The organism is Caldisericum exile AZM16c01, assembly GCF_000284335.1.
Taxonomy (GTDB): Bacteria; Caldisericota; Caldisericia; order Caldisericales; family Caldisericaceae; genus Caldisericum; species Caldisericum exile.
In genome coordinates, this window is record NC_017096.1 from 537,229 (window position 1) to 550,439 (window position 13,211).

9 protein-coding genes and 3 rRNA genes are annotated in these 13,211 nt (G+C 41.3%); 7 read left to right on the forward strand and 5 right to left on the reverse strand.

Going from position 1 to position 13,211, the window contains the following annotated elements; genetic code table 11:
- Positions 1-38 precede the first annotated feature (38 nt).
- On the forward strand, positions 39-1,064 hold the full coding sequence (locus CSE_RS02605) for a bis-aminopropyl spermidine synthase family protein (protein WP_050981308.1): 1,026 nt from the start codon (positions 39-41) through the stop codon (positions 1,062-1,064).
- Positions 1,064-2,584: a YifB family Mg chelatase-like AAA ATPase gene (locus tag CSE_RS02610; protein ID WP_014453096.1), complete on the forward strand. Its 1,521-nt coding sequence runs from the start codon at positions 1,064-1,066 to the stop codon at positions 2,582-2,584. The genes CSE_RS02605 and CSE_RS02610 overlap by 1 nt, the downstream gene beginning before the upstream one ends.
- Before the next feature lie 6 nt (positions 2,585-2,590).
- Here CSE_RS02610 and CSE_RS02615 read toward each other — a convergent pair whose 3' ends face one another.
- Positions 2,591-3,058, reverse strand: a complete 468-nt coding sequence (locus tag CSE_RS02615; RefSeq protein ID WP_014453097.1) for a divergent PAP2 family protein — start codon at positions 3,056-3,058, stop codon at positions 2,591-2,593.
- 14 nt (positions 3,059-3,072) lie between these two features.
- On the opposite strand from CSE_RS02615, the gene CSE_RS02620 reads away from it, so the two are divergent.
- The 5 genes from CSE_RS02620 (at position 3,073) to CSE_RS02640 (ending at position 9,982) form a co-directional block, all read left to right on the forward strand.
- Positions 3,073-3,699: an epoxyqueuosine reductase QueH gene (locus tag CSE_RS02620; RefSeq protein ID WP_014453098.1), complete on the forward strand. Its 627-nt coding sequence runs from the start codon at positions 3,073-3,075 to the stop codon at positions 3,697-3,699.
- 461 nt (positions 3,700-4,160) lie between these two features.
- Positions 4,161-5,716: ribosomal RNA gene (locus tag CSE_RS02625) — 16S ribosomal RNA — on the forward strand.
- A 139-nt stretch (positions 5,717-5,855) separates the two neighbouring features.
- Positions 5,856-8,881, forward strand: a 23S ribosomal RNA gene (locus CSE_RS02630).
- Between the two features lie 33 nt (positions 8,882-8,914).
- Positions 8,915-9,031: ribosomal RNA gene (gene rrf, locus CSE_RS02635) — 5S ribosomal RNA — on the forward strand.
- Together the 16S, 23S and 5S rRNA genes form the textbook arrangement of a ribosomal RNA operon.
- Before the next feature lie 51 nt (positions 9,032-9,082).
- Positions 9,083-9,982 (forward strand): DMT family transporter, encoded by a 900-nt coding sequence (locus tag CSE_RS02640; protein WP_014453100.1) that lies wholly within the window; start codon positions 9,083-9,085, stop codon positions 9,980-9,982.
- Here CSE_RS02640 and CSE_RS02645 read toward each other — a convergent pair.
- Genes CSE_RS02645 through rnc form a run of 4 tightly spaced genes read right to left on the reverse strand, consistent with a single transcriptional unit; the run spans position 9,979 to position 13,201 of the window.
- Positions 9,979-11,289 carry a signal recognition particle protein gene (locus CSE_RS02645; RefSeq protein WP_041726035.1) on the reverse strand — a complete coding sequence of 437 codons (1,311 nt, stop codon included), beginning with the start codon at positions 11,287-11,289 and terminating at the stop codon, positions 9,979-9,981. The genes CSE_RS02640 and CSE_RS02645 overlap by 4 nt on opposite strands.
- Positions 11,290-11,299: 10 nt before the next feature.
- The gene (locus tag CSE_RS02650; protein ID WP_014453102.1) at positions 11,300-11,668 is read right to left on the reverse strand and encodes a sigma factor-like helix-turn-helix DNA-binding protein; all 369 of its coding nucleotides are present in this window, start codon (positions 11,666-11,668) and stop codon (positions 11,300-11,302) included.
- Entirely contained in the window at positions 11,665-12,498 is an 834-nt protein-coding gene (locus CSE_RS02655; protein WP_014453103.1) for a zeta toxin family protein, read from the reverse strand. The genes CSE_RS02650 and CSE_RS02655 overlap by 4 nt, the downstream gene beginning before the upstream one ends.
- On the reverse strand, positions 12,461-13,201 hold the full coding sequence (rnc, locus tag CSE_RS02660) for a ribonuclease III (RefSeq protein ID WP_014453104.1): 741 nt from the start codon (positions 13,199-13,201) through the stop codon (positions 12,461-12,463). Before rnc ends, CSE_RS02655 begins: the two co-directional genes overlap by 38 nt.
- Positions 13,202-13,211 lie beyond the last annotated feature (10 nt).

The window sequence follows — 13,211 nt, forward strand, 5'->3', positions numbered from 1 at the left end:
ATGTGATAGATTTAAAAATTTTAACGTGGGAGGTTGTTATGGATAGAACGAGCCTTCAGATTTTGAGAGCCGTGTGGAAAAAGCCTCTTGATGTCTGGGAACTTGTAATAATGCAGGACAATGATATAAAAAATACATACGAAACACTTAATAGCCTCAAAGATAAAGGATTAATTGAATATAGTAAAAATAAAATTAAAATTACAGAAAAGGGAATCGATGAATTAATAAAAGAAAATGCAATTCCTTATATTGATACAAAGTGTGAATACTGCAGGGGAAAAATTTACGATCCAAAAAATTTTAAAGAAATTCTTGATGTTTTCAAAGAAATTTTTGCAAATAGGCCCATGGAAACAACCGAGTTTGATCAGGGCGTTGTAAGCGAAGAAAATTCAGTAAGACGACTTGAATTTGTATATGAAAGAGGCGACCTTGAGGGGAGAGAGATATTTTTCCTTGGAGACGATGATTTAACAAGCATTGTATTTGCTTTATCAAAAATGCCCAAAAGGGTTGTAGTTTTTGATGTTGACCGAAGAATTATAGAGTATATAAAAGAAGTCTCTAAGAAATATAATTTGAATATTGAAGCGTATGAATATAATGCGTCAAATAAATTGGATGAAAAATTTGTAAATAAATTCGATACATTTTTAACTGACCCAGTTGAAACGGTTAAAGGCATGAGACTGTTCCTTTCAAGATGTGTCCAATCGCTTAAGGGAAAAGGTGCTGCAGGGTATTTTGGATTAAGCCATTTTGAATCGTCTCTAAAAAAGTGGTATGAAATTGAAAGAGATCTTCTTGAAATGAACCTTGTGATTACGGATATGCTAAGAGACTTTAACGAGTATCTCCTTGTTGGAGAAAGAATTCTCCACGAGGGATATTACGTAGTTGAAAAGTCTCCTGTTGAGGTTTTACCTCCAACGATTTCATGGTATAGGTCTACATTTATAAGAGTTGAACTTATTGATACTGCAAAACCAAAGATAGTCGAAAGCGTTAGTTGGGATCGTTCTCTCTATTTTGATGATGAAACGTATGTTGTGAGGCCATAATGCTTTCCAAGGTTAAAACAATGACTTTAACAGGCATAGATGGGGTAGAAGTCCTTGTTGAGGTTGACATAGGAAGTGGACTTCCATCATTTACAATTGTTGGACTTCCCACTGAAAGTGTTGAAGAATCAAAAGAACGTGTTAGAGCAGCAATTAAGAATTCAAATTTTGAATTTCCAATTCGAAAAATTACGGTAAATCTTGCGCCCGCCGACGTAAGAAAAGATGGAACCTACTTTGACTTACCTATTGCAGTGGGAATTCTTTCGATTGTAGGAATTATAAAGAATCTTGATAAGGTAAGTGATTTTTATTTTTTAGGAGAACTTTCTCTTGATGGAAGCATCCGGAAAATTGTTGGTGCATTACCAATGATTTCTGCTCTTAAGAAAGGATCAAAAGTAATTGCACCATATGATTTAATAGATGAGATTAGCATTGTTGAAGATGTGGATATATACTTTGTAAAGCACTTGAAGGAAGTCGTTGAATTCATCAATGGAGATAGAATAATTGAACCCATAAAGACTAACTTAACAGAGATTCTTCAAGGTGAGTTTGCAGAAGAAGAAGACTTTTCAGACATAAAAGGTCAATACCAAGCAAAGAGGGCAATTGAGATAGCGGTTGCAGGAGGGCATAATATTGTTATGATTGGTTCACCTGGATCTGGCAAAACCTTGCTTGCAAGAAGGATCCCTTCAATTTTTCCACCACTATCAAAAGATGAATCTCTTGAAATAACAAAAATTTATAGTGTTTCAAATTTGCTTGCAAGTGGCGTTGCAAAGAAAAGACCATTTAGGTCACCTCACTCTTCTGCTACTCTTCCCTCAATTATTGGCGGAGGAAATCCTATAAGACCTGGAGAGGTAAGTCTTGCACATAATGGTGTTTTGTTTTTAGATGAACTACCAGAATTTAGGAAAGATGTTTTGGAATCTCTGAGGCAACCAATGGAAGATGGTTTTGTTGTTATAACAAGAGCAAAAGAGCGAATTATGTTTCCTTCAAATTTTATGCTCGTTGCCGCAATGAATCCATGTCCTTGTGGGTGGTATGGCGACAAAGAACATGCATGCACTTGTTCTATATCTGAAATTAAACGCTATAGAAGTAGAGTATCAGGCCCTATATGGGATCGCTTTGATATTCAAATTGAAGTCCCAAGACTTTTACCTAACGAACTTGTAGGTGATACAAAATCCGAATCGTCAAAAGCGATAAGAGACAGAGTGATAAAAGCCCGTGCAATTCAGCAAGAGAGGTACAAAGGCACAAAAGTTAAAAATAATGCAACTCTTACACCAAGAACAATCAAAACCTTTATAAAGTTAGGTCATGAAGAGAAAATATTCCTTGAGAATGCTTCTGCAAGGCTTGGTCTTACAGGTAGAGGATATGATAAGGTACTTAAAGTTGCTCGAACTATTGCAGATCTCGATGGCAGTGCAGAGGTAAAACTCCCGCATATTGCAGAGGCGCTCCAGTATAGATTTGATCTTTCGCTCGATATGTAAATTTAGTTATAGGAAAAATATTATATCGATAGTTGCAATAAGTAATCCCAAAAGGAAACCTATAAAAACCTCTATTCCAGAGTGACCTACAAGTTCCTTAAAAACCTCAATATCTATAGATTCCCTTAATCTTTTTCCAAGAGGTGTTTCAAAAAATATATCGTTCATTGTTTTTGCATGTTTTCCGACTTCTCTTCTTACGGAAATTGCATCTACAACTACAACTGCAGAAAATATGAATGCAATTGCAAAATAAGGAGAGTCAAACCCATATTTTACTCCTAAAAGGATAGTGAGTGTTGTTACTGTTGCAGTATGAGAGCTTGGATTACCACCTGTTGAAATAAACATTTGTAAGTCCCATTTTTTCTCGACAAGAAATGTAAATAACACTTTTAGCGCCTGTGCAACAAAATTTGAGATTATAGAGGTTATTAATATATTATTGCTTAGTATTTGCAAAATCACTTTCATACTATAATTGTAATATGAAAGATAGAATTAAACAAAACCTGCCACGGGGAAATTTTGAAAAAGTGCTTTTGCATATTTGTTGTGCACCGGATGCAACCTATCCTGTGCTTCTTCTTAGAGGCCTTCGTTACGATGTCACGGGATTTTTCTACAATCCAAATATCCATCCTAAGGAAGAGTATGAAAAAAGACTTGAAGAAATAAGAAAACTTTCAAAATACCAAAATTTCCCTCTCATCGAGGGTGAATATAGCGATGAAGTTTTGAAAAACTGGTTCCATATGGTCAAGGGACTTGAAAGAGAAAACGAAGGTGGAAAAAGATGTTATCTTTGCTATAAGGAACGTCTTGAAAAAACTGCAAAACTTGCATACGATCTTAATTTTGATTATTTTACAACAACCATAACAATTAGTCCTCATAAAAGATCTGACTGGGTTTTTGAAATCGCTTACGATCTTGAAAACAAATATGGTGTAAAATTTCTTGAAATTGATTTTAAAAAGAAGAATGGCTTTAAGGCAAGTGTAGTTTTAAGCAAATACTACGGACTTTACAGGCAAAATTATTGTGGTTGTATCTTCTCAAAAGTAGAAAGTGACCACTTTAGGAAAGTAAAAGAGCAATACCTAAAAAGATAATGCACTAGCCTTTGAAGTTTAAAAATTTTGTATATTAAGAATTTGTTGCTCAATATTTTTACCCAGAATTTAGCTGTAAAGTTTGGAAAACATTGTATTTGAAAGGCTTTCATAGAAATTTGATATTATAAAATCTGCTTATATTTTTCTTGTTTTCTATGGAAAAGAATGTTAATTAATAAGCATTATAACAAGGTTTGTAAGGAATTTTGAAAGAATTTTTGAAAAACCTCTTATCCCCCCTTGACATGGTATATAGTTTTTGGTATTATTGTAATCGCTGAGACTCAAGAAAATGAAACTTGAGCAAGGCACCTTGAAAAAAGTAGAAAGTCTTGGGGTTACCCCCTTGACAAGAGACTAAAAAGTAGTATAATAGTGTGCCTATGGAAGATAGGCAAGTTGGTACAGTGGATTGTACCTTGAAAACTAAACAGCGAAAGTAAGGCCCTTTGAATATTTTTTCGGAGAGTTTGATCCTGGCTCAGGATGAACGCTGGCGGCGTGCCTTACACATGCAAGTCGAGCGGAGAAGATTTCCTGTGGCAACACAGGAGTCTTCTTAGCGGCAAACGGGTGAGTAATGGATGAGTAACCTGCCCTGTAGACGGGGATAGCCATCCGAAAGGATGGGTAATACCCGATAATGTTGGAGGACTTCGGTTCTCCAAAGAAAGGTGGCGCAAGCTACCGCTTCAGGATGGGCTCATCTCCTATCAGCTAGTTGGTGAGGTAATGGCTCACCAAGGCTATGACGGGTAGCTGGCCTGAGAGGGTGGTCAGCCACATTGGGACTGAGACACGGCCCAGACTCCTACGGGAGGCAGCAGTGGGGAATCTTGGTCAATGGGCGAAAGCCTGAACCAGCGACGCCGCGTGGAGGACGAAGGCCGAAAGGTCGTAAACTCCTTTTGCAAGGGAAAAAGGGAGGGGTTCGAATAGGGCCCTATCCTTGATGGTACCTTGCGAATAAGCCCCAGCCAACTACGTGCCAGCAGCTGCGGTAAAACGTAGGGGGCGAGCGTTATCCGGAATCACTGGGTGTAAAGGGTACGCAGGCGGACTTGTAAGTTGGATGTAAAAACTCAGGGCTCAACCTTGAGCTTGCATTCAATACTACAAGTCTAGAGAGCAGGAGAGGGGAGTGGAATTCCCGGTGTAGGGGTAAAATCCGTAGATATCGGGAGGAACACCAGTGGCGAAGGCGGCTCCCTGGCCTGTCTCTGACGCTCAGGTACGAAAGCGTGGGGAGCAAACAGGATTAGATACCCTGGTAGTCCACGCCCTAAACGATGGGTGCTTGGTGTTGGGGGGTAATTCCCTCAGTGCCGTAGCTAACGCGTTAAGCACCCCACCTGGGGAGTACGGCCGCAAGGTTGAAACTCAAAGGAATTGACGGGGACCCGCACAAGCAGCGAGGCATGTGGTTTAATTCGATGCTACACGAAGAACCTTACCTGGGCTTGACATGCATGTGAAAGCCTGAAGAAACTCGGGCCCCCATAGGGGTTACACCCTATGGCACATGCACAGGTGCTGCATGGTTGTCGTCAGCTCGTGTCGTGAGATGTACGGTTAAGTCCGTGAACGAGCGCAACCCCTGCCCTTAGTTGCTAATAGGCTTCGGCCTATGCACTCTAAGGGGACTGCCAGCGATAAGCTGGAGGAAGGTGGGGATGACGTCAAATCCTCATGGCCCTTATGCCCAGGGCTACACACATGCGACAATGGTCGGGACAATGCGTTGCAAACCAGTAATGGGGAGCTAATCGCAAAAAACCGACCCCAGTACGGATTGAGGGTTGCAACTCACCCTCATGAAGCTGGAGTTGCTAGTAACCGCCGGTCAGCTATACGGCGATGAATACGTTCCCGGGTCTTGTACACACCGCCCGTCACACCACCCGAGTTGCGTGCACCCGAAGTGGCTCGGTGAGTCACGAAGGTGTGCGTGATGAGGAGGGTGAAGTCGTAACAAGGTAGGTGTACGAGAACGTGCGCCTGGATCACCTCCTTTCTAAGGAGCATCCTTACAATCGGTGTGTTTAAGTTTCGTATCGAAACTTATTCTGGGTCTTACTTTTCGCTGTTTAGTTTTGAGGGCACAGTCCCTCCGCTGTTAATGTGGATTGTACCTTGAAAACTGCATGTGGGTATAGTAAGTTAGTAAGGGCACATGGTGGATGCCTTGGCGCACGGAGCCGATGAAGGACGCAGCAAGCCTGCGATAGGCCACGGGGAGCTGCAAAACAAGCTGTGATCCGTGGATGTCCGAATGGGGAAACCCGTGAGGGTAAAACCCTCACATCCTTGCCTGAACACATAGGGCAAGGAGGGGAACCAAGGGAACTGAAACATCTTAGTACCTTGAGGAAAAGAAATCAACAGAGATTCCCTGAGTAGTGGCGAGCGAAAGGGGAACAGCCTAAACCGTTTGTGTGTAAAAGCTCACGGGCGTTGCACAAACGGGGTAGCGGGACAAGCCGTCTCTCCCCGTGAGGAGAGTATGGAGTGAGAAATAAACTGCTTAGCCGAATGCTTTGGAAAGAGCAACCAAAGAGGGTGATAGTCCCGTAGGCGAAAAGCAGTTTACTCCTAGGCTTGATCCCAAGTACCGCGGGACACGAGGAACCCTGCGGGAATCAGGGAGGACCACCTTCCAAGGCTAAATACTCCGGCGACCGATAGTGAACATAGTACCGCGAGGGAAAGGTGAAAAGAACCCCGGGAGGGGAGTGAAATAGAACCTGAAACCATGTGCCTACAATGGGTAGGAGGGCTATGAAGCAGCAATGCTTCAGCCTGACTGCGTGCCTATTGAAGTATGACCCAAGGAGTTGATGGCAGTGGCAAGGCTAAGGGGTGAAACCCGGAGCCGTAGCGAAAGCGAGTCCGAATAGGGCGTTAGTCGCTGTCATCAGACTCGAAACCAGGTGGCCAACCCATGGCCAGGGTGAAACGGGTGTAAGAGCCCGTGGAGGCCCGAACCGGTCGGGGGAAAAAACTCGTCGGATGAGCTGTGGGTAGGAGAGAAATTCTAACCGAACCTGGAGATAGCTAGTTCTCGCCGAAATGCATTTAGGTGCAGCGGTAGGAAATTAGCATGCGGGGGTAGAGCTCTGGATGGGCTAGGGGTCTTACCAGACTTCCGAACCCAACCAAACTGCGAATACCGCATTGCCGTATCCTACCAGTGAGTCGGTGGGCTCTAAGGTCCATCGTCGAGTAGGGGAACAACCCAGATCGTCTGCTAAGGTCCCTAAAGTAGACTAAGTGCATCAAAGGATGTGGGACTGCTTAGACAGCTAGGAGGTTAGCTTAGAAGCAGCTATCCTTTAAAGAGTGCGTAACAGCTCACTAGTCGAGCGGTCCTGCGCCGAAAATGTTCGGGGCTAAGTCTACTACCGAAGCAGCGGGTTCAAGGTGTCTTCGGACATCTTGAGCGGTAGGCGAGCGTTCCAGTTGCTGAGAAGGCATACCGTGAGGAGTGCTGGAGCGACTGGAAGTGAGAATCTTGGGTTGAGTAACGAAAAGCAGGGCGAGAATCCCTGCCGCCGTAAGTCTAAGGTTTCCTGGGGAAGGTTCGTCCGCCCAGGGTTAGTCGGGCCTAAGCCGAGGCCGAAAGGCGTAGGTGATGGACAACAGGTTAATATTCCTGTACCGCATATCTTCCGCTATCAGGAAGGGGTGACGGAGGAGGATAGGCCAAGCGCGGTTCTGGTCGTCCGCGTCCAAGCTGGTAGGAGGCATCCGGAGGCAAATCCCTGGATGCGTTAACTCCGAGAAGCGATGGGGAGCCGCAAGGCGAAGTGGCTGATTCCACACTCACGAGAAAAACCTCTAACGAGGAAGATGTGCGCCCGTACCGCAATCCAACACAGGTAGACGGGGAGCACGCTCCCAAGGCGTTCGAAAGAATCCTCTTCAAGGAACTCGGCAAGTTAGCCCCGTAACTTCGGGAGAAGGGGTGCCTGAGGAGGTGGTAGGAACATTGCTTCCTACTGCGTCTTCGGGTCTCAGTAAACAGGCTCAGGCGACTGTTTAACAAAAACACAGGTCTCTGCTAAGTCGTAAAGACGACGTATAGGGGCCGACGCTTGCCCGGTGCCGGAAGGTTATAGGGAGGGGTTAGTGGGCGTAAGCCCGCGAAGCTCCGAACTTAAGCCCCGGTGAACGGCGGCCGTAACTATAACGGTCCTAAGGTAGCGAAATACCTTGTCGGGTAAGTTCCGACGCGCATGAAAAGCGTAACGATCTGAGCGCCGTCTCGAAGAGGAATTCGGTGAAATAACGGTGGTCGTGCAGACGCGGCCTACCCGTAGCAGGACGGAAAGACCCCGTGGAGCTTTACTGTACCCTGATACTGAACTTCGGTATACCATGTATAGGATATGTGGGAGGCTGAGAACCCAGGGCGCCAGCTCTGGGGGAGCCAACGGTGGAATACCACACTTGGTATGCTGAAGTTCTAACTCCTTGCCCTAATCGGGCGGGAGGACAATGTCAGGCGGGCAGTTTGACTGGGGCGGTCGCCTCCTAAAAGGTAACGGAGGTGCCCAAAGGTTCCCTCAGGCTGGTTGGAAATCAGCCGTTGAGTGCAAAGGCATAAGGGAGCTTGACTGCTTAGACCGACAGGTCGAACAGACACGAAAGTGGGGCTTAGTGATCCGGCGGTGGTGTGTGGAAACGCCGTCGCTCAACGGATAAAAGCTACCCCGGGGATAACAGGCTGATCTTTCCCGAGAGTTCACATCGACGGGAAGGTTTGGCACCTCGATGTCGGCTCATCGCATCCTGGGGCTGGATAAGGTCCCAAGGGTCCGGCTGTTCGCCGGTTAAAGCGGTACGTGAGCTGGGTTCAGAACGTCGTGAGACAGTTCGGTCCTAATCCGCTACGGGCGTAGGAGGTTTGAAGGGGGTTTCCCGGTAGTACGAGAGGACCCCGGGAAGGAGACCGCTGGTGGACCAGTTGTCCCGCCAGGGGCAGGAGCTGGGTAGCTAAGTCTCTATTGGATAAGCGCTGAAAGCATCTAAAGCGCGAAGCCTACCCCAAGATTAGACCTCCCATCCTTGCGCAAGCAAGGAGTAAGACCCCTCGTAGACTACGAGGTTGATAGGCCCGAGGTGTAAGCGCAGCAATGCGTTAAGCTGACGGGTACTAATAGGTCGAGGACTTACTATACCCCATGCAGTTTTGAAGGTACAATCCTTTTGCTCTGGTGGCCATACCGAAGGGGAAACACCCGTTCCCATTCCGAACACGGAAGTTAAGCCCTTCAGGGCCGATGGTACTGCACCGGCGACGGTGCGGGAGAGTAGGACGCTGCCAGGGCTTTTTTTATTTCTCATGTTTTTAATTTCTAAGAACTCTTTATAATGTAAAATGACGAAAATCGAAAGTCTTAAAGAAAACTTTACATTCAATATCGTTTTACTTTCACTCCTTTGGGGTTCAGATTATGTTCTTATTAAGATCATCATAAAAAGTTTTCATCCAATTTTATTTGTATCATTAAAACTTCTTATTGGTGCAATATCTATTTTTTTTATCCTGAAATTTATTTTAAAGAAAAAGATTTTGTTTGTAAAAAACGCCATAGTTTTCATTCTAAGTGCAGCATTTTTTGATACCTTTTTACCACAACTTCTTATATCCTTTGGTGAGAGAACTGTTCCAAGTTATGTTGCATCGATCTTACTTGCAAGTTCACCAATTTTTACATTAATATTATCGATCTTATTTACTAAAGAAAAATTAAATTACAAACTGATTCCCTATTTTCTTTTAGGATTTTTAGGTGTATTTTTTATTTTCTTTAACGAAGTTATGGATGCAAAAATTTCTGTTAATTTGCTTAATTTATCTCTAATTGTAATTGCTTCGATTTCTTATGCAGTTGGTGTTATTCTTCTCAAGCGAATTTCAGAATTTATGGATGCTTTTACATCGTCATTTTATTTGATGAGTTTTGGCTTCTTGTTTTCGCTTGTTTCATTCACTATTTTTGACATTGGGACCCCTAAGATAACTTATGAATCCATTTTTGCCCTTATTTTTGCTTCAGTTGTCCTTAATGGTTTTGGTTATGTATATTTCTTTTATGCAATATCAAAATTTGGTGCAGGAAAATCTTCTTTTATAGGTTATCTTATTCCGTTTTTTTCTACTCTTTATGGGACAGTCTTTCTCAAAGAGAAACTCACACTATATGCGGTCCTTGGTGGCATATTAGTTATTGTTTCGAGTTATTTTATAAATGTAGTTAATTTGAAAGAGAACTAAAACCTAAATTTTGAGATATCAAGGTTCTTTAAATTTTTTGATAACTTTTTGAAGTTTTCAAAATTTTTGAGAAGTTGATTTACTTCTGCCTTACTTACATGGGTCCCTCTTGCAATTCTTTCTTTTCTTGATGCGTTTATTATTTCAGGATGCGCTCTTTCTTCTTTTGTCATTGCATTTATAATGGCAATCATCCTTTTGAGTGCTTTTTCGTCCATATACTCCTTCGGGATCTTTATATTAGAAAAATTCGGAAGCATTGAGAATACTTTTGAAATACCACCCATTTTAAGAAGACTCTCAAGTTGCATTTTAAGATCGTTCAAGTCGAACCTTCCACTTTCAAAATCTTTTGCTATTTTTTCACTTTCTTCAAGAGATATTGCTTCCTGAGCCTTCTCGAAAAGGCCTTTTAGATCTCCTCTTCCAAGCAATCTTGAAATGAGAGCATCTCCGTCAAAAAGTTCAAGGTCTTGAATTTTTTCACCTGTTCCAACAAACTTCACAGGATTACCTGTTACATATCTAAAAGATAAAACACTCCCACCTTTTGCCGACGAATCAAACTTTGTGAATATGCCACCAGTTATGTTAAGATATTGTTTAAATCCCTTTACTATGTCCAATGCGGTCTGTCCCAAAGTAACATCCATTACCATAAGTGTTTCTGGATCTTCGAAATAGTCATTTATTAACTTTAATTCTTCCATAAGCGGGATATCAATTTCTTTTCTTCCTGCAGTATCAATAATTGCAACATTAAAACCATTTTTTTCCATATATGGCTTGATTTTTGAAAGAGCACTTTTGACATTTTCTTCATTTCGTAGATCAAGATACGCAATATCATTAGTCTTCCCAAGTTGGATAAGTTGATCAAAACTTGCAGGCCTTTTGAAGTCAAAAGGAACAAGAAGCGGATTATAATTAAATTTTTTCTTAAGGTAGTATCCAAGTTTTGCTGCAGTTGTTGTCTTACCGTTTCCCTGTAGACCAACGAGGATTATAAAATTTTTGTCTCCGTGTAATTTTAGTTTTTCTGCATGTCCAACATATTCAACAAGTGTGGAATATAAAATAGACAAAACCTGTTCTGCCGGAGTAAGGCTTTCAAGCACTTTAGAAGATTTCGCTTCGGCTTCTACCTTTTCTATAATTTCCTTTACAAGTTTATAATTAACATCCGCCTCAAGTAAAGCGAGCCTTATTTCTTTTACGGCTGCTTTAATATCGCTTTCGCTTAAATGTCCTTTTGAACGCAGTTTTTTAAAAAGAGTATTGATGCTCTCCTTTAAAGACTCAAAAATGGTTTGCCTCCTACTCTAAATTCTTTAATTGTTCGAAAAGTTTACTCAAGGTTTCTACTTCTTCTTTTGAAAGCTCTTTCTTTGAAAGTATTCCTTCAATTTCTAAGAATATTTTTATTTTCTTTCTTCTTTTTTCTAATAGTTTTGACTTTGTTTCGCACCTTTCCATTTTATTTACACCACGTCTTATATGGTCATGGACTGCTTGTCTTGAAACTTTTAATTTCTTTGCAATAGCAGCACCAGTAAGGGCTGGATCTGTATAAAGGCTTAAAATTTTACGTTCTTTATCTGTAAGTAAATTTGAGTAAACTTCAAGTAGTTCTTTTATTCGTGCCTTTTTTATAAGTTTCTTTTCTCTTGGTGTTATATTTTTCATTTATTACCTCCCGTTAATTTTGAGATGTAAGTATCAACTGAAAATTCTTCTAAATTATCGATATCTTCGCCAGTGCCAAGGAATTTCACAGGAATTTTATAGGTTTGAACAATTGGAACAACAACACCTGGCGCACTGTTTGAATCAAACTTGGTAAGTATAATACCTGTAACATTTATTGCTTTTGCGAATGCTTCCATTTGACTAAAAGCGTTTAGTCCGGTAAGGCTATCAAGGACAAGAAACACTTCATTTATATGTCCTTTTTTATTTAATACAACCTTTTCTATTTTTGTGAGTTCCCTGAGAAGGTTTTCGTTTGTTTCTACCCTTCCAGAGGTATCAATGAGTATTAAGTCATATGGTCCTTCTTTTGAAAGTCCATCAAATACAACACTTGCGGGATCTTGGCCAGTTTTCCCTTTCACTATTTCGACACCCAATCTCTCTGCCCAAATTGATAGTTGTTCTGTTGCGCCAGATCTAAATGTATCACCTGCTATAAGTAAAATGTTTCTGAATCCTCTATTTTTATAGTAATTTGCAATCTTTGCGATGCTTGTTGTCTTACCAGATCCATTTGATCCTGCAAAAACAAAAATGACTGGTTTCGGTTCGTCTGTGTTAACTTTTGGATCTACTGAATCAAATGTTTCTCGAATCAATTTTTCAAAAAGTTCAAGGTAGTGAGCGTTGTTTTCTTTTAGTTTTTCAATAAACGCTTCTGTAAAACTAACACCAAAATTTTTCGAGATAAGAAATTCTTCAACTTCTTCTATGGATAAATTTTTTTTACTGAACAGATTTTTCAATCTCTCGAATATATTCATCTTGAAGTGCAACCTCAGCAGCGTTTTCTTCTGCTTCTTTCTTTGTTTTGCCTTTTCCTACTCCTAAAACTTTTCCGTTAAATCTTACTTCGGCAAAGAAATATTTTGTATCGTCAATCTTTTCTTCCTTTATAATCCTATATTCGGGCACTTTATGCATAACCTTTTGTATTGTTTCTTGCAGTTTTGTTTTTGCATCAACTGTTTCAATTTTTCCTGCATTTTCAAGTTCGGTTTTAAAAATGTTTGTTATAAATTTTTCTGCTTCTTCAAACCCAAAACACAAAAATATTGCAGCAATTAATGCTTCAAAGGCATCTGCAAGGATTGCTCCTTTGAATTTGCCACCACTCTTGTTTTCTCCTTTACCGAAAAGCATAAGATCGCCAATTCCAATGATTTCTGCCTTTTTTGAAAGACTCTTTTCAGATACAAGATATGCTCTTTTTCTACTTAGTTCACCTTCAGTTAGATCTTTGTATGTGCAAAGAAGATAATGTGTAATCGCAAGCGAGAGGACGGAATCTCCCAGAAACTCAAGTCTTTCATTAGAGCGGTAATTTTTATGTTCCCCAGAAAAGGATGAGTGTGTAATTGCAGTTACAAAAGTTTCTCTACATTTTTTGGGAATTTTCCGTCCTAAAATCTTTTCAAAGGCATCAATGCGTTCCTTGAATGCCTTATCTAAAGGTTTCTCTGCCATGAGAAATGTT